Here is a 17947-nt window from a genome sequence, read left to right on the forward strand (position 1 = left end):
CGGTCACTGAAGCTTGCATAACGGAGGCCGATTGATGTCCAACCAGTATTCTCCCATCAGGTTCATCTGACGGGAAAACTCAGTAAAATTAACAGGCTTGTTGATATAGCTGTTCGCGCCCAGACGATAGGCTTCCTTGATGTCGCTGGATTCATCTGACGAGGTCAGAATCACGACTGGCAACAAACAGGTCCTTTGGTCGTTCCGAATATTTCTCAGCACATCCAATCCATTCAGCTTGGGTAACTTCATGTCGAGAAAAATCACTACAGGCTGCTCAGCGACGTTGCGTCCCTGATAGTCGCCTTCACCAAACACAAAATCCAAGGCCTGCTGGCCATCCCGCGCCACCACCACCTGTGTTTTCGGGTTAGCTTTCTTTAATGCTCTTAACGCCAACGCCTCATCATCAGGGTTATCCTCAACCAGTAATATCATGCACTGTTGCATCAGCGATTCTCTCAGTCCACTAACCAAGTCTAGGCCTATTATTTTACTTTATACAAATTTACGCGCCGACTATTCAGCGCGTCCCAGTCTCGTGTGCGTCCACCGCCGCATCGTTTAATGTAAAGTAGAAGGCGCTGCCCTCTCCAGGCTCCGATTCCGCCCATATCCGACCGCGATGACGGCTGATCACCCGGGACACTGTCGCCAGCCCGATGCCGCTGCCCTCAAACTCTGCGGGAGAGTGCAAACGGTTGAAGGCGACGAACAGCTTGTCCGCATACTTCATATCAAATCCTGCGCCGTTGTCTTTCACATAAAATATCCGCTCGCCATCTTTGTCAATGGCGCCGAATTCAATTCTCGCAAGGGAGAGTTTCGAGGAGTATTTCCAGGCGTTGCCAATAAGATTGGAAAGCGCCACGCCAAGCAGATTCTCATCCCCCTGGGTCATTAAGTCCGGCTGAATGACCACCTCTACATGCCGCTCCGGCTGATCCGCCTGCAAAGCTTCAACGATGGTCGCCGCCAGGTTGCTGAGATTCACGTCTTTGCTCTCCACCTTATAGCGGGTCACCCTCGACAAAGTGAGCATACTGTCGATCAGACGCCCCATGCGCTGACTGGCGGCGCGCACACGGTTGAGGTAATCCATGGCGACTTCATCAAGCTGATCCGAACAGTCTTCCAATAGCGCGTCGCTGAAACCATCAATGGCGCGCAGAGGCTGGCGCAGGTCATGGGAAACCGAGTAGCTGAACGCCTCCAGCTCCTTGTTGGCGGAACGCAACTCCACGGTTCTCTGCGCCACGATTTTCTCCAGATTCTCGTAATTATGCAGAATCTGCGCATTCTGCTCTTCAATGGTGTCCAGCATGGAATTAAAAGCCACCACCAATTGCCCGATCTCGTCCTCGCTCTCCTGTTCCGCCCGCAGACTGTAATCCTTCACCCTGGCGATACGGGTGGCGGTTTCCGTCAAATGCACCAGCGGCGTGGAAATGATGCGCTGCAACATGCTGGACACCAGCAACAACGCCATCACCACCAGGGCGGACACAATCGCGGTGGTGGCGATATAGTTTTGCAAGTGCCCTATTAATTCCTGCAAGGAAGAGCGGATATACAGTTTGCCGATGCTTTCGCCATCCAGCTCGATGGCCTGAGTCAGATGAAAATAACTGTTGGTGAACTCCCCTTCATTGGCGGCGGGCGCCAGGGGGCATTGCAGGTCCTGCCGGCGGGAGAAGCTACTCAATGGCTGCCCCATGGCGTCGTAGATACAGGACAGTTCGATAGACTGACGCAACTTCAGGCTGTTGACGTTATCCTGCAGTTGCGCCGTATCGCTGAACACCAGGGCGGCGTTGCTGCGGTCCGCCAGGATTTTTCCAATGACGTTCATTTCCTGTTTCAGCTGGTCTTTGTAAGTAAGGTTCTCGTACCAGATGAAACTCAGGCTGACCACCACAATGCCGATCACGCTGGTGAACAACGTCATCATGATCAGCTTGTGTTTTATCGGCATCTGAGACCATTTCATGTTCTGCTGTACCTACCTACTTCTTGATCACGTCCAGGGCCAGTTCGAGCAGCTTGGAGCTGATATCGAGACCGGCCTCGCGGGCGCTGGATAAATTTATTTCAAACCGGATTACATTGCCGACAGTCACAAATCCGATCATGCCGCCGGAGTTGGCGAAATCTTTCATATCGCTCACGGTCAAAACATTCCGTCCCACCTGGGAGAGAATCGCCGGTAACTGACGCTTCTCCTCCCGACTGATGAACAGCACCTCGCAGACGGCAGCGTCCGCAGGCTTGGCGGGGTACAACAAGTTGATGGGTTTTCCGTGTGCGGTAAGAGTCTTAAGCGGATGGAGAATTTCCTTGAAAGGGTCCTCTCCATAGACACAAATATCGATGGCGGAAGCCGTCGTCTCGGTATCAGTCCAAGTGACGAACTTGATGAAGTTATAAAGGTACGCGGCTTTGATTTCGTATTCGGAACGGGCGTACGCCTGCTCCCACGTCCCCAGGACAGCGGTCAGGATCAGAAACAGTCTGCAGAAGCGTTTCCCTAAACCCGAAAGCATAAACGATTGCTATATTTTTCTTTGTTATTCGCTGTCTGTGCGGTGAATCAAATCCAGCGGCCGAGTCGCCATTCCTGATTTTCAGAGTCGGCCGCAGCGTTTCGGAAATACGTAGTAAAACTCAACCTTAGTGGCTGAGTTTAGCTCAAATTATTGAAATAAAAATAAAAACTGTAAAAAGAATGCAGAATCGCCGCCACTCGGCGACGATTCCAAACACCTTAGCGGATGAAGAAGAAAACCATCGACAAAGCTACATTCTGTCCATGACAAAGGTTTGTATGCAGGCGCGCTGGTTCTGTAGTTCAGGGTATCCGGGAATGGCGATGTCATAGGTCTGCACGCCGCCATCCACCATCGCCAGTTTGATCCAGCGCCGGTCCCGCGCGATTAACCCTTCGAATCGCAACGGCCCGCCGCTGGCGCTAAAGCCAGGAACGCTCTCCTGGCAGTTGGGAAACTCCACTGAAAGCCGGTGGTTGTCCAGTAATTGATAATGACCTCCCGGGCAGCTTCCAGCGATGCGTGCGGTGACAGGGGCGTCGCCGATCGCGGTTTTATCCAGTCCGATCAGGGAGCCGGTGACATTCAAGTCCACTGCTCCTGCTGGAGAAAACGTCATCACGCCATACCCCGCCACAGAAACCGCTTCCCCCTCCACCAGCAGGCTGTGAGGCGGTTCTGGATCGAACCCTGTCGCAGGCGGCGGCTGCAATGGCGTCTGCACACACGAGAACTGGCCGACAAAGCCATATTCACCCCGCAACGCCTTGCCGCTCGGGGTGGCCAAAGCGAGCGCTGAATCGTTAGTTCCCTCCTGCGCCATAGACGCACTGGATAAACACAACGCCACCGCGCCCAGCAGACGCGCTCCCGATTTTAGATAACACTGATTCATAGACATAAACTCCCTATTGTTTCCTTGTCGTCACATCGTCCGCCTACCGCCCACTTCAGGAGAACGCTTTCACCTAACCGTCTTCGTCGATTATTTAATGTTCGAATGACAATTTCCATCAGCGGCCAGCCTACATGGGCCCTAACCGGCTTTTTTTACGGAATTTTTACGGTCTGGTAATCCGCGCCTTGATAAACTTTAATACTTGGTTTCCAAGCTATTTCAGACAGTTTCGCCGCAGCGTGATCAACAGACGAGCCACTCTCTACCTACTAACCTTCCCGGTCGCATTGATGGGAGGCGTGCAATTGATTTTCGGCGCGCTGTCCGTGGCGTTGTTTCGCGACAACGTGCAGCAGGCCTTTATGGCTCCCGCCGTAGCGATGCTGGCGGCGTCCTACTTATTCTGGTCCCGCTATCGCAGATCCGATCTCACCAAAATTGGCTACCGCGATTCATTGTTGTTCGCCAGTCTCACCTGGATGTGCAGCGGCGTCTTGGGAGCAATCCCCATTATTCTGGTTACAGGCGTCAGCTTCACCGATGGCGTGTTTGAATCCATCAGCGCCCTGACAACAACCGGCGCCACCGTTCTGAGCGGACTGGACGAATTACCCAAAACCTTCCTGCTGTATCGACAGTTCCTGCAATGGCTGGGAGGCTTAGGGGTAGTAATATTCGTGGTGGCGGTATTGCCCATGTTGAACGTGGGCGGTATGAAACTGTTGAAGGCGGAAACGCCCGGACCGGTCAAAGACGATAAGCTATCACCGCGTGTCGCCAATACGGCGCACTATCTCTGGATTGTTTATATCGCCATCACCGTGCTGTGCGCCCTCGCCTATTTCGTCGCCGGCATGAGCTTTTACGACGCGGTCGCGCACAGCTTCACTACCGTTTCCACAGGCGGATTCTCCACTCATGACGCCAGTATGGGTTACTTCCAAAGCCATCTGATCCTGGCAGTTTCCGATGTGTTCATGCTGCTTGGAGCCATCAGCTTCGCCTTGCACTTCAAGGTGTTCCGCGCCCGCAATCCCTTTGTGTACCTCAAAGACGAAGAAACCCGCACGTTCCTGCTGATTGTGGCGGGTTTGTCATTGCTTTTGTGCATCATGCTGTTGAAAGCGCAGAAGTATCACGACCCTTTCACTGCGCTCAGCGACTCCGCTTTCCATCTGGTTTCCTTCATCACCAGCACCGGTTTTGGCGCGGCCAGCTTCACAGACTGGCCGGAAGCCACCGCCATGCTGCTGGTCTTCGCCGGCTATCTGGGAGGCTGCGCAGGCTCCACCGCCGGCGGCAACAAGATCATTCGCAACATCATTTCCATCAAATCCATCAGTCTTGAGTTCAAGCGGATCGTGCATCCTCGCGGCGTATTCGTCATGAAATATCAGGGACGCTCCGTCGGCTCTGACGTCACCAGCGCGACGGCCGCCTTCATGAGCTTCGCCGCCGGCAGCACACTGATACTGACTTTGGCGCTGATGGCGACAGGACTGGAGTTCTGGTCTTCTTTCACCGCCGTAGCGGCCTGCCTCAACGTGCTGGGTCCGGCGTTTGCGGAATTGGGCAGCAACTTCGCCCCGGTCAGCGACACAGGCACCTGGGTGCTGTCCTTCGGCATGATCCTGGGGCGTCTGGAATACTTCACGCTTCTAGCCATCTTCCTGCCCCACTTCTGGCGCAGATAGCGGATAGCGGATAGCGGATAGCGGATAGCGGATAGCGGATAGCGGATAGCGGATAGCGGATAGCGGATAGCGTATAGCGTATAGCGTAAAAAAGCCTACTCCGCTTCACCCTCCTCCGAATCGCCATCAAGATCCGAGTCCGGGAGTGGGTCTACCGGCAAGACGATGCGAATATCCGCGCCACGCCCATCTTTACCATCCAACGCCTCCACCGAGCCGCCATGGGCGCCGATCATGCCGTGACAGATGGCCAGCCCCAGTCCGGTACTGGGCTTGCGGTCGCCTTTGGTGACGGAATAGAACATATTGAACACCTGCTCCCGCTCTTCCGCCGGAATCCCCGGCCCCTGATCGACCACATCAATGATCAGGCTCGTATTCTCCACCCTGGCCAGAATGTCGATGCGGCCGCTTTCCGGCGAGAACTTGGCGGCGTTCTCCAGAATATTGATCAGCGCCTGCTCCAACAGGGCGGCATGCACGTACAGCAGCGGAATGTCTGGAGCCAGCTCAATATTGACCTTTAAAGGCTTAAGTTCATTCACCAGCCTTTTCACCGCGGCGCCGACTATATCGTGCAGAGAAGTCCAGTCCCGGTGCAGCTTCAAAGCGCCGTATCCCAGACGGGTCATATCCAGCAGATTCTGGATATAGCGGTCCAAACGCTCCGCTTCCTGCAAGGTGGTTTCCATCAGCTCTCTGCGGTCCTCGTCGGACAGGCGGTCGTGATATTGCAACAGACTGCCCGCCGCGCCGATCATCGCCGCCAAGGGCGTTTTCAAGTCATGGGAAACAGATGAAAGCAACGCCGCCCGCAGACGCTCAGTCTCAGCCTGAAAGCGCACTTCCTCCAGTTCTTCGTTGAGTTTGGTCCTGAGCAGAGACAGCTTCAGCTGCTGCGTCAGATTGCTGATGCGGCTGTGGGTTTCCCAGTCCAAAGCTTTGTATGCCCCATCTGGGACGCCCAGCAGGCAAAGCACTCCCATTTCCGAACGCACCGGCAGCCACTTGTATTGGGATGGCTGCTCAGGAGAAGTCAGCGCGCCCGTGGAATCCGGACCTGACTGCTCCCATATGCGTCTGGCGAGTTCCAACTCAGGCGGGGGCAAAGAAAATGGTTCTCCACGCGCATCCACCGCGCCGCCAGGCTCACCTTGTCCCTTTTCAAACGCCAGCACTGGCGCGCCGACAAGCTTGGCCATTTCTTTGAGCGCCACCTGCATGATGGAGGCCCGATCCGGGGCCAGACTCAGCTTGCTGCTCAGGGACAGCAAATCCTCTACCTCACGCTTGCTCTCGCGAATCGCAGAAACCTGCTCTTTCAGACGCACGGCAAGATTGCCGCTGATGGTGGATAAGAGCAGGAAGAAGATTATCGTTAACAGGTCCTCTAAATGCGTGACCTTCAGGGTGTAATGAGGATGGGTAAAGAAGTAGTTGTAAGCGAAAAAACCCAGCAGTGAGCTCCATAAGGCAGGCCAGACACTGGTTTTAAGGCCGGCGACGAGCACCCCAAGAAACAGCACCAGCAATACGTTGGGGTGCGCCAGCACTTGAGTGATCACCAGTGACGCCAGCATGGCGCCCAGCATAATCAGGGTCGCCAGCCAGAAGTCCTTCGGTTTAAAATGAGCGTTAATATCCTTCAGCACGCATTGATTCCTTAGCATTCATAAACGCCGACAGCGGCAGCCAGAACATAATCGGCTCACCATAATTGCAGGCTGTCGAAAATGGACTTTCTATCATTCCAATTACCAATAATCCAGCGGTCTCAACAGACGCAAACTATTTGATCAGCATGTGGTATTGCAGGAAAGTTTAGCCGCTGGCGCTTATTGCCGCTCGGAGAGGAAGGGATAGACCACGCCCAGACGGGCAAGTATGGCGTCCATTAAAGTCTGGGTGGCGAGCGTATCGCGCCAGGGAATCACATCGCTCTGCAGTTCGCCAGCGCGAATGCGCTCCATCGCGTGTATGACCTGATACTCGAACCCGTTCGCCAACAGCGGCCCCTCAAACGTCTCGGAGACGCCGTCATCTGTAGTCAGCGTCACGGTCGAGGCTTCCCAAAAATCAGCGGGGACTTCAATGCGTCCCTTGGAGCCGTAGATCAGAAAACGATTGTCCGTGTTGGACAGCAGATTGCAGGTGAACTGACTGGCCGGGCCGCCATAGTTGAGAATGGCGGAAACCCGTTCGTCCACGCCGGTTTCGCCCACCACGCCATCGCATATAAAGGAGACTGGATCACGCCCCATGACAAACTGGGACATGGAAAGGTTATAGATACCGATATCAAGCAGTGAACCTCCGGCAAGGTTCAATTCGAACAGACGATCTCCCTGCACCCTTTCCGCTTTGAAGCCGAAACGGGAGTCCATCAGGACCACATCGCCTATCGCGCCGGCGTCCAGCCATTGTTTGACCTGACGCCAGACAGGTATGAAACGCGTCCAGAGCGCCTCCATCAGGAAAACCTGACGGCGTGACGCGGCGTCCATCAATGCGCGCGCCTGCGCAGCGGAAACGGTCAACGGTTTTTCACATAGCACCGGTTTGCCGGCTTCGATGCACAGCAGCGCAGTTTCTAAATGATAACGATGGGGATTGGCGATATAGATGGCGTCAATGTCCGGGTCACGGGTGAGTTCAGTGTAATCCCCGTAAACCCGTTCGCAGCCAAAGCGTTGGGCGAAAGCATCGCCGCGCTCGCGATTGGAGCTGGCCACCGCCAGCACTCTGGCGTTTTCAATAGTCTCAAAGCAGGCGGCGAAACGTTGGGCGATGCGCCCTGGTGCAATGACACCCCAGTTGAATGTGCGCATGTCCCTTTCCGTCCGCCTGTCGAGTCAATCGATTAGCGAATAGGCCCGATGCCTACCGCTTGCTTGGCCTTGGCCAGCAATACCGCCGCCTTTTCTCTGGCCTTTTCCGCGCCTTGCTGCAGCGTAGCTTCAATGTAGGTGGGGTCCTGCATCAGTTCGTTGTAGCGTTCACGCTTGTCGGCCAGGATCTCGTTCAAGTATTCGAACAACTGCTTCTTGGTTTCGCCCCAACCGATGCCTTCCGCGTATTGCTTACGCATGTTCGCCACCTCTTCTGGTTTGGCGAATGCGGAATAAATCGCAAACAGGCTGCAGCCGTCGGTCTCTTTCGGTTCACCGGGCTCCAAAGAGTTGGTGACGATTTTGTTGATCAGCTTTCTGAATTTCTTTTCCGGCTCAAACAAAGGAATGGTGTTGTTGTAGCTCTTGCTCATTTTGCGCCCGTCCAGGCCAGGCAACACCATGGACTCCTCACTGACCACCACTTCCGGCAACACGAAGGTTTCGCCGAAGATATGGTTGAAGCGAGCCGCGATATCACGACACATTTCCAGATGCTGCACCTGATCCTTACCGACAGGCACCTTATGCGCATTGAACATCAGAATGTCCGCCGACATCAGCACCGGATAGCTGAACAGGCCCATGGTCACGCCTTTGTCTGGATCGGCGTCGCCTTTCTCAATGTTCTCCTGCACTGCGGCTTTATAAGCGTGAGCGCGGTTCATCAGACCTTTCGCCGTCACGCTTGTCAGCAACCAGTTCAGTTCAAGAATTTCCGGAATATCGGATTGACGGTAGAACGTCACTTTTTCCGGGTCCAGACCGCAAGCAAGCCAAGTCGCCGCGATGGCTTTGGTGGACTCCCTGACGCGCTCAGGCTCGTGGCACTTGATCAAGGCGTGATAATCCGCCAGGAAGAAATAAGACTGCACCCCGTCCTGCTTACTGGCTTCAATGGCGGGACGAATAGCGCCCGCATAGTTACCCAGGTGAGGAATGCCGGTAGTGGTGATACCCGTTAATACAATCTGCTTGCTCATGGACTCTGTACTTTCGCGGAATAAAACAAGGGCTGGAAAGATATCAGATTACAGACTTGAAGACAGTATGCGGGGCCGCAATAACTGTAAAAAGTAAATCAAAGGAGCAGACAGTATCCGCAAGCCTAAAAAGCACCCTAAAGAGAAAGTCTTTTTCGGTAGGCGCCAGCCATGGGTCAGCGCTTTTCGCAGCGATCTTAGGCGAGGCTTCCATTGGCGCTGGATTTACCGCAACAATCGTTATGACGGCTTTCTTATCCAACGCACTCAACTGAAAAACAGCCTCCCCAGGTTCGCCCGAGGTCTACGGCGGGCCAAAAATGACAGGCGCTGTACGTTTGGGCGGCAGTGCGGACTAAGAACTCTTAACCGCTCATTGGTTAAATATCACTTCAAGCTGTACGACCCGGGCGAGGATTGAAATCATCGCCCAGTGTATTCTTTAGCCACAACTAAACAGGCTGGGCCTTATTTATGCTTAAATATTAGTCACTGAAGAACTTTGTTAGGGCGCATTCTTCAAACCTGTTGACACCCAAAAAATTTTGAGTATTATGCACGGCTCGTGTCACACAGACACTCTTAACGGTGAGCTGGCTGAGTGGTTGAAAGCAGCGGTCTTGAAAACCGCCGTAGGTTAATAGCCTACCCGGGGTTCGAATCCCTGGCTCACCGCCACTTCTTTCTCCGACCTTGCGGAGAGGATCTAAAGCAAGTATTCACCGAGTCCTCACTCTTATCTCCTAGCTTCTTCGTTTTACTCAAAGTCTAACCTTTCACTTAATCCGTCGGACAAATTCTTTCGTATCAACACGTATACTGAACTTTTACCTGAAAACCCCGACACACAAGGCTTTCTGTAACGAATAATTTATCTTCTTTGGCTACGACAAAGATTGAAATTTCCCTTTCCGTCACTAATATAGAACCAAATAGCTTTTTAACTGGAGACGTTCATGGATAACAGACGCTTTAACAATGAATCAGCCGTCGCCGACTTTAGGCAAGGCTACGGAACGGCAGTAGATTCGTCCACCGCCGCCAACGTTCTGAAAAACACTTACTGGCTACTGGGCATGACCCTGGCCTTTTCCGCTTTCACTGCATTCTTGTCATCAAGCATGCCATTCAACGCAATCGTGCATTACGGCGCGTTCTTCGGCGCCCTGGCGATCAGCTTTGTGATTCAAAGAGTCGCTAACAGCGTATGGGGCTTGGTGCTGGCGTTCGCATTCACCGGCCTGCTGGGTCTGACAATTGGCCCGATCGTTGGCCAGTTGATCGCAGGCGGCGCCGCACAGGCGGTAACCAGCGCGCTGGGTCTGACCGCATTCGTATTCTTTGGTCTGTCCGCTTACGCCCTGATCAGCAAGAAAGACTTCAGCTTCCTGGCCGGTTTCCTGGTTGCAGGTTTCTGGGTCATCGTAGGCTGCATCATCATGAGCTTCTTCATCCAGAGCAGCGCGTTCTCTCTGGCGATCTCAGGCGCTATCGTACTGTTCGCGTCCGCAGGTATCCTGTATCAGACCAGCGAAATCGTTCATGGCGGTGAGACTAACTACATCCTGGCGGCGGTATCTCTGTACGCGTCCATCTACAACCTGTTTATCAGCCTGCTGAACCTGATCCTGGCGTTCGGCGGTGACGATTGATCCTAAATAGGTTTAACATAAGCCCGGTCTAACCGGGCTTTTTTATTTGTCATGAAATACACCATTGTCGTTTACGGCGCCCCCTTTTCGTCACAGGCGCCCTACTCCGCCTGCCAGTTCGCCAAAGCCGTTCTGGCCAGGGGTCATAGCATTTACCGCATCTTTTTTTACCATGACGGCGTACTGAACGCGTCCTCCCTCAGCATTGCGCCACAGGACGACGCCTATCTTCCCGCTGAGTGGGGGACGCTCAAACGAGAGCATAATCTCGATCTGGTCGCCTGTATTGGAGCCAGCGTCAAGCGCGGCGTCATCACCCCATCGGAAGCTGAACGTTATCAGCGCAGCGGCGACTCACTACAAAGCGAGTTTGAGCTGTCCGGGCTCGGACAGCTTGTGGACGCCGCCCTGTATTCCGACCGCGTCATCACATTTGGAGCAGGCTAACGTGAGCGAAACAGGCAAAAAGCGTTTGTTATACCTGATCACCCGCCCACCATTCGGCGACGCTTACGGGGCGGAAGGCCTGGATGCAGTGCTGGCGGCGGCGGTTTTCGATCAGGATGTGGAAGTCATCTTTCTGGAGGAAGGCGTTTTCCAATTGTCGAAAAATATCAATCCCAGCCCTATCGCCATGAAAAATCATGCTAAAGGATTCAAAGCTTTGCCGATTTACGGCGTAGAAAAGATCTTTGTCTCCATGGAGGCATTAGATAAGTTCGCCCTCAGCACGGACGATCTGAGCATGCCGGTTGAGGCTCTGGAGATCGACGCCATTAAGGAAAAAATGGCGACGGCGGATCATATTTTCAGCTTTTGAATCGACTTCTTTAACTCATTATTTCAGCAATACTCACACGCCATGGTGTTACATATATTCAATAAAGGCATTCGCCATCGCGAACTGCTTAAAACCTGCGCCGAATTGATTGGTCCCGACGACAGTCTGCTTTTAATTGAGGACGGCGTAATATGGGCCAAGGAACATAAGGAAAACGCACTGATACAAGGGCTACTCGATGCAGGCGTCCAGGTGCATGCACTACAGGAAGATCTGACAGCGCGAGGCATCACCGCCGCAGACGCCATTGCAACAGCGGACTACGCACAGTTCGTCGAGCTGACCGAGCGCCACCCTCGCAGTGTTTCCTGGTTCTAAAGCCATATCGCAGACAAAAAGCGGAAGCTATCCCATGACGTTACAGGACCTCCCCCTGGATAAAGACGGCTTTCTGGTCAACCTGAATGACTGGAGCCCCACTATCGCGGAAGAAATCGCCGCGCACGAGAATATCGCGCTGACTCCCGAGCATTGGGAAATCATAGATCTGGTGCGGGAGTTTTATGATGAGTTTGGCCTGTCCCCGGTTAACCGCGTTCTGGTGAAAACCACCGGAGCCAAACTGGGTCAGGATAAAGGCAACAGCATATATCTGATGCAGCTGTTTCCTGGCGGCCCAGCCAAAATTGCGTGCAAAATCGCCGGCCTCCCCAAGCCGAATAACTGCCTGTAAACAAGGAATTCCCATGTTGAACGAAAAGTTTCCCAAAGAAAGCAACGAACATGCTTTCGCTCCTTTTATCAGGGCGTTAGGTAAAGGCAAAAAGGGCTCTCGCTCACTGACCCGTGAAGAAGCGCGAGTCGCGATGGGCATGATTCTGGACGGCGATACACTGGATCTGCAGCTTGGCGCTTTTCTTATGCTGTTGCGGGTGAAAGAGGAAACGCCGGAAGAACTGGCTGGATTTGTGGAGGCGGCCCAGGCCAGATTCAACGCTCCCGAACTCAAGGTGGATATTGACTGGAGTTCCTACGCCGGCAAAAAGCGCCATCAACCCTGGTTTCTGTTTTCCGCCCTACTGCTCAGCCAGAACGGCTATCGCATTTTTATGCACGGCTCAGAGGGCCACACGCAGGGTCGCCTTTACACTCGTTCGGTGGTGGAGACTTTGGGCCTGCCTGTCGCCGCCAACTGGAGTGACGCCGCACGCGCCCTTGACGCCAGTAACTTCGCGTATATGCCACTGCAAAGCTTTTCTCCGCGTTTGCACGACATTATTCAGATGCGTTCAATTTTAGGCCTGCGCTCCCCCGTGCACTCCATGGCGCGCCTGCTGAACCCCCTTCATGCGCCTCTCGTTATGCAAGGCATTTTCCACCCTCCCTACAATCCCATCCACCAGCTCAGCGCCAACCTGTTGCAATACCCCACCGCCGTCGTTATCAAGGGCGAAGGCGGCGAGGTCGAACGCAACCCGGATGCTCAATGTGTAGCGCACATCAGCCATCAGGGCGAAACCTTCGAAGAAACCTGGCCGCCTTTATTTACGCAACGCCATCTCAAAGCGGAAGAGCTCTCCATTGAGCACATGCTTAATGTGTGGCGAGGAGTTGATGAAGATGAATACGCGGAAGCCGCGGCGATCAGCACGCTGGCATTAGCGCTGAAATATATTGGAAACGACCCGTCACAACAGGGAGCGCTGGAAACCGCCACAGAATGGTGGCGCAAGCGGGATAAACAACGATTCTGAGGAGACAGAAATAGAAAGGGCGAACCATGCTCGCCCTTATTTCATCTGCGCTCTATGACCAGTACAGACCTGCGCCCTTAGCGGAATGTTTAGGAGTAATAAGCGTTGTCCGTGACCGTATGGTCAGTGGAATCGCGAACGCCCTTCAACTCTGGAATTTTCGACAACAGCGTTTTCTCGACGCCTTGCTTCAGAGTAAAGTCCACCGCCGAACATCCCTGACAACCACCGCCAAATTTAAGCACGGCGATGTCGTCAACCACTTCCACCAAAGACACTTCGCCGCCATGGGAGGCCAACCCCGGATTAATCTCGGTAAACAGGATGTAATTGATACGATCGGGCAATGGAGAGCTTTCGTCCACCTTGGGCATTTTGGCGTTGGGCGCTTTAATGGTGAGCTGACCGCCCATGCGTTCGGTGTTGAAGTCAACGAAAGCTTCTTCAAGGTATGGCAGGCTGTTTTTATCCAAGTACAGAGTAAAGGCGTCAAACTCGACTTTTTCATCATCCTTTATGATTTCTTCCGGCTTACAGTACGCCAGACAAGTTTCCGCATACTTGGTGCCCGGCTGCGTCACGAACATGCGCACGCCCATGCCCTCGGTTTTTTGCTTTTCCAGTAATTGCGCGAGGTAGTCGCGAGCCGATTCTGTGACTGTTACCATTCCTAAATAGCCCCAAAGGTGATTGATGCTGTGAATTGTAGAGCAAAAGCCTCGTTGGTTAAAGCCTTAGCAAATTAGTAGGATTTAGCTGAAACGCGCTTTTCCTATACTCCCACATCGGCCTCCGCAATACTGCAAAAGGCTTCTTAGCCCTAGGCAAACAGGGCATCTTATGGCTTAATCTGCTAATATTTTCCTCCTTTAGAATCATAATGACTACGGCTAGGTTTTTCACATGCTGACGCGGATCCAACGAGTAGAAGCCCTTAACGACTCCCTGAAAAAACGGATATTGATATTGGACGGCGCCATGGGAACCATGATTCAGCGCTACAAACTGGAGGAGGCCGATTACCGAGGCGAACGCTTCAAGGACTTCCACCGCGATATCAAAGGTAACAACGACCTTCTGTGTCTGACCCAGCCGCATATTATCAAAGCCATTCACAAGGCCTACCTGGACGCTGGCGCCGACATCATTGAAACCAACAGCTTCAACGCCACTTGGGTATCCCAGGCCGAGTACGGACTGGAAGACATTGTTTACGAGCTGAATGTCGCCAGCGCCAAGGTCGCCCGTGAAGCGGCGGCGGAGAAAACAGCGGAAACGCCCGACATTCCACGTTTTGTCGCCGGTGTGTTAGGCCCAACCTCCCGCACCGCCTCCATTTCGCCGGACGTTAACAACCCCGGTTACCGTAATGTCGATTTCCAGACTCTGGTCGACAACTACTACGAAGCCACCAAAGGCTTGGTCGATGGCGGCAGCGACATCATTCTGATCGAAACCATTTTCGATACGTTGAACGCCAAGGCCTGTATATACGCCGTACAGCAGTACTTTATCGACCATAATATCGAACTGCCGATAATGATTTCGGGCACGATTACTGACGCCTCCGGACGGACGTTGTCTGGACAAACGGCCGAGGCGTTCTGGAATTCCGTGGCGCATTCAAGGCCTATCAGCATTGGTTTGAACTGCGCGCTGGGGGCGGACGCCCTGCGTCCGTATGTGGAAGAGCTGTCCAACCGCGCCACCACCTATATCAGCGCTCACCCTAACGCCGGCTTGCCCAACGAATTTGGGGAATACGATCAAACGCCGGATGAAATGGCCGCCATTGTGGAAGGTTTCGCCCAAGATGGTTTCGTGAACATCATTGGCGGCTGCTGCGGCACCACGCCGGACCACATCGCCGCCATCAAAAAAGCAGTAGATAAGCACGCGCCACGAACCATTCCCAACATCAAGCCGCGTCTGCGCCTTTCGGGACTAGAGCCTTTCACGCTTACAGATGAAATCCGTTTCGTAAACGTAGGCGAACGCACCAACGTTACCGGCTCCCGTCGCTTCCTGCGCCTGATCAAAGAAGAGAGTTACGAAGAAGCGCTTGATGTCGCCCGCGACCAAGTAGAAAACGGCGCCCAGGTCATCGACATCAACATGGATGAAGGCATGTTGGAGTCGGCGGACGCCATGAAGGTCTTCCTGAACCTGATCGCGTCAGAGCCGGATATTTCCAAGGTCCCCATTATGGTGGACTCATCAAAATGGGAAGTGATCGAAGCGGGTCTGCGCTGCATTCAGGGCAAAGCCGTGGTGAACTCCATCAGCTTGAAAGAAGGCGAAGAGGACTTTATCGCCAAAGCGAAATCCTGCATGCGCTATGGCGCTGCGGTAGTCGTCATGGCCTTCGACGAAGCGGGGCAGGCTGACACCTACAAACGCAAAACGGAAATCTGCAAACGTAGCTACGACATTCTGGTTGGCCTGGGATTCCCTCCACAGGACATCATTTTCGACCCGAATATTTTCGCCATCGCCACCGGAATCGAAGAGCACAACAACTATGCGGTGGACTTCATTCAGGCCACCCGCTGGATTCGCGAGAACCTGCCCTACGCCAATATCTCCGGCGGCGTCAGCAACGTCTCTTTCTCCTTCCGCGGCAATGACACCGTGCGCGAGGCGATTCACTCGGTATTCCTGTTCCACGCCATCAACGCCGGCATGAACATGGGTATCGTCAACCCCGCACAGCTGGTTATTTACGATGAGATTCCCGCAGAACTTAAAGATCTGGTGGAAGACGTCGTTCTGAACAAACATTCCGACGCAACGGAGCGCCTGCTGGAAGCCGCCGAGCGTTATCGCAGCACAGGCGAGAAGAAGCAGGAAGAGAGTCAGGAGTGGCGCTCCTGGCCTGTCACCAAACGCCTTGAACACGCTCTGGTGAAAGGCGTGAACGCCTATATCCTCGAAGACACGGAAGAAGCGCGACTGGCGGCTGCGCGCCCTATCGAAGTTATCGAAGGGCCGCTGATGGACGGCATGAACGTCGTCGGCGACCTGTTCGGCTCCGGCAAAATGTTCCTGCCCCAGGTGGTGAAAAGCGCCCGCGTCATGAAGCAGGCGGTCGCACATTTGATTCCATACATTGAGCAGGAAAAAGACGCCAAAGAGAAAGCCAAAGGCCGCATCCTGATGGCCACAGTCAAGGGTGACGTACACGACATCGGCAAGAATATCGTGGGCGTTGTTCTGCAATGTAATAACTATGAGGTTATCGACCTGGGCGTCATGGTTCCCTGCGAGAAAATATTGCAGGTGGCCAAAGAGGAAAATGTCGACATCATTGGCCTCAGTGGCCTGATCACGCCATCCCTGGATGAAATGGTGCACGTTGCGCGCGAAATGCAGCGCCTCAACTTCCAGATTCCTCTGCTGATCGGCGGCGCCACCACCTCCAAGGCTCACACCGCCGTTAAAATTGAGCCGGAATACAAAAACGACGTGACCGTGTACGTCACTGACGCATCTCGTAGCGTCAGCGTCGCCACTCGTCTGATGAGCGACACACAAAAGACGGATTATGTGCAGGATATTCGCACGGAATATGAAGAAGTAAGAGAAAGAAGGAAGAATCGAGAGCCATCCGCCAAACCCATTCCTTTGGCTGCGGCGCGGGACAATCGATTCCGGGGCGACTGGAGCGATTACACGCCACCCACTCCAACTTTCACCGGCGTTAAAGTCTTTGACGACTATCCGCTGCAGGAACTGGTCGATTACATCGACTGGACCCCTTTCTTTATTTCCTGGGATCTGGCTGGCAAATACCCACGCATTCTGCAAGACGAAAAAGTGGGCGAGGCCGCTCGCCAACTGTTCCAGGACGCCCAGAAAATGCTGTCTCACATTATCGACAACAACCTGTTGAAAGCGCGCGCGGTCGTAGGCATCTGGCCATCCCATCGCACCAGCGATGAAGACACGGTCCTGTATACGGACGAGAGCAAGTCAGCGCCCCTGGCGACGCTTAGCCACTTAAGACAGCAAACTCAAAGAGAACAAAACCGCCCCAACTATTCACTGGCGGATTTCGTGGCTCCCGCCGAATCAGGTAAAAACGACTACGTGGGCGCTTTTGTGGTGACCGCCGGCATCGGCGCGGAAGAGCTGGCGAAGCAGTACGAAAGCGAGCATGACGACTACTCCAGCATCATGGTCAAAGCCCTTGCGGACCGATTGGCGGAAGCCTTCGCTGAACGTATGCATGAACGCGTGCGCAAAGAGTTCTGGGGATACGCCTCAAGTGAGCAACTGGACAACGAAGCGCTCATCAAAGAGAAGTACGCGGGTATTCGTCCGGCCCCAGGCTACCCTGCCTGCCCGGATCATACAGAAAAAGCCAAGCTGTTCAGCGTTCTTGAAGCGGAGCTGCATACCGGCGTCAAACTCACCGAGCATTACGCCATGTATCCCGCCGCATCCGTCAGCGGCTGGTACTTCTCTCACCCGGAAGCCCGCTATTTCGCCGTAGGCAAGATTCAACGGGATCAGGTGGAAGATTACGCCGCCAGAAAAGGCATGACCTTACAGGAAGCCGAGCGCTGGCTGTCGCCCAATCTGGGTTACGATCCCTCCAGCGCAACCTGATCGACACGCATTAAGACGCCCCTTTTATGGGGCGTCAGTGCATGTAGAGTCTGGCTTTTTGTACTCTGGGTTTTGTTATTATTAACCTGGCATCGATATAGGCATGATACAATGCCCATATGATTATAGAAGACGCTCGC

16 protein-coding genes and 1 tRNA gene are annotated in these 17947 nt (G+C 53.8%); 9 read left to right on the top strand and 8 right to left on the bottom strand.

All coding sequences use genetic code 11. The annotated features are described in order from the left end of the window. Positions 1 to 3: 3 nt before the first annotated feature. The 4 genes from ONV78_RS29225 to ONV78_RS29240 form a co-directional block, all read right to left on the bottom strand. Positions 4 to 450, bottom strand: coding sequence for a response regulator (locus ONV78_RS29225; protein ID WP_011396428.1), 447 nt, complete (start codon positions 448 to 450; stop codon positions 4 to 6). Between the two features lie 73 nt (positions 451 to 523). Then, positions 524 to 1990 (bottom strand): ATP-binding protein, encoded by a 1467-nt coding sequence (locus ONV78_RS29230; RefSeq protein ID WP_279508050.1) that lies wholly within the window; start codon positions 1988 to 1990, stop codon positions 524 to 526. Positions 1991 to 2006: 16 nt separating this feature from the next. Beyond that, the gene (locus ONV78_RS29235) at positions 2007 to 2543 is read right to left on the bottom strand and encodes a YfiR family protein (protein WP_279508051.1); all 537 of its coding nucleotides are present in this window, start codon (positions 2541 to 2543) and stop codon (positions 2007 to 2009) included. Between the two features lie 253 nt (positions 2544 to 2796). Continuing rightward, positions 2797 to 3441, bottom strand: a complete 645-nt coding sequence (locus ONV78_RS29240; protein ID WP_279508052.1) for a hypothetical protein — start codon at positions 3439 to 3441, stop codon at positions 2797 to 2799. A 242-nt stretch (positions 3442 to 3683) separates the two neighbouring features. On the opposite strand from ONV78_RS29240, the gene ONV78_RS29245 reads away from it, so the two are divergent. Next, on the top strand, positions 3684 to 5138 hold the full coding sequence (locus ONV78_RS29245; protein ID WP_279508053.1) for a potassium transporter TrkG: 1455 nt from the start codon (positions 3684 to 3686) through the stop codon (positions 5136 to 5138). A 95-nt stretch (positions 5139 to 5233) separates the two neighbouring features. On the opposite strand, the gene ONV78_RS29250 is transcribed toward ONV78_RS29245, so the two are convergent. From ONV78_RS29250 to ONV78_RS29260, 3 genes are all read right to left on the bottom strand, one after another. Continuing rightward, on the bottom strand, positions 5234 to 6790 hold the full coding sequence (locus tag ONV78_RS29250; protein ID WP_279508055.1) for a DUF4118 domain-containing protein: 1557 nt from the start codon (positions 6788 to 6790) through the stop codon (positions 5234 to 5236). 183 nt (positions 6791 to 6973) lie between these two features. After that, positions 6974 to 7966 (bottom strand): Gfo/Idh/MocA family oxidoreductase, encoded by a 993-nt coding sequence (locus ONV78_RS29255; RefSeq protein ID WP_279508057.1) that lies wholly within the window; start codon positions 7964 to 7966, stop codon positions 6974 to 6976. Between the two features lie 32 nt (positions 7967 to 7998). Next, positions 7999 to 9009: a tryptophan--tRNA ligase gene (locus ONV78_RS29260; protein WP_279508059.1), complete on the bottom strand. Its 1011-nt coding sequence runs from the start codon at positions 9007 to 9009 to the stop codon at positions 7999 to 8001. Positions 9010 to 9596: 587 nt separating this feature from the next. Here ONV78_RS29260 and ONV78_RS29265 point away from each other — a divergent pair. The 7 genes from ONV78_RS29265 (at position 9597) to ONV78_RS29295 (ending at position 13196) form a co-directional block, all read left to right on the top strand. Then, positions 9597 to 9687, top strand: a tRNA-Ser gene (locus ONV78_RS29265). A 278-nt stretch (positions 9688 to 9965) separates the two neighbouring features. Beyond that, positions 9966 to 10661, top strand: a complete 696-nt coding sequence (locus ONV78_RS29270; protein ID WP_279508060.1) for a Bax inhibitor-1/YccA family protein — start codon at positions 9966 to 9968, stop codon at positions 10659 to 10661. 51 nt (positions 10662 to 10712) lie between these two features. Next, positions 10713 to 11108, top strand: a complete 396-nt coding sequence (gene tusD / locus ONV78_RS29275) for a sulfurtransferase complex subunit TusD (protein ID WP_279508061.1) — start codon at positions 10713 to 10715, stop codon at positions 11106 to 11108. A gap of 1 nt (position 11109) precedes the next feature. Next, positions 11110 to 11481: a sulfurtransferase complex subunit TusC gene (gene tusC, locus ONV78_RS29280; protein ID WP_279508062.1), complete on the top strand. Its 372-nt coding sequence runs from the start codon at positions 11110 to 11112 to the stop codon at positions 11479 to 11481. A gap of 42 nt (positions 11482 to 11523) precedes the next feature. Then, positions 11524 to 11820, top strand: a complete 297-nt coding sequence (tusB, locus tag ONV78_RS29285) for a sulfurtransferase complex subunit TusB (protein WP_216735896.1) — start codon at positions 11524 to 11526, stop codon at positions 11818 to 11820. A gap of 34 nt (positions 11821 to 11854) precedes the next feature. Beyond that, positions 11855 to 12175, top strand: coding sequence for a TusE/DsrC/DsvC family sulfur relay protein (locus ONV78_RS29290; RefSeq protein ID WP_279508063.1), 321 nt, complete (start codon positions 11855 to 11857; stop codon positions 12173 to 12175). A gap of 13 nt (positions 12176 to 12188) precedes the next feature. Then, entirely contained in the window at positions 12189 to 13196 is a 1008-nt protein-coding gene (locus tag ONV78_RS29295) for a glycosyl transferase family protein (protein WP_279508064.1), read from the top strand. An 89-nt stretch (positions 13197 to 13285) separates the two neighbouring features. Here ONV78_RS29295 and nfuA read toward each other — a convergent pair whose 3' ends face one another. Then, positions 13286 to 13864, bottom strand: a complete 579-nt coding sequence (gene nfuA, locus ONV78_RS29300) for a Fe-S biogenesis protein NfuA (RefSeq protein ID WP_216735893.1) — start codon at positions 13862 to 13864, stop codon at positions 13286 to 13288. A 235-nt stretch (positions 13865 to 14099) separates the two neighbouring features. Between nfuA and metH the strand changes: the two genes are divergently transcribed. After that, positions 14100 to 17807, top strand: coding sequence for a methionine synthase (gene metH, locus ONV78_RS29305; protein WP_279508065.1), 3708 nt, complete (start codon positions 14100 to 14102; stop codon positions 17805 to 17807). The last annotated feature ends 140 nt before the right edge of the window (positions 17808 to 17947 follow it).

The organism is Hahella sp. CR1 (assembly GCF_029813005.1).
Lineage (GTDB): Bacteria > Pseudomonadota > Gammaproteobacteria > Pseudomonadales > Oleiphilaceae > Hahella.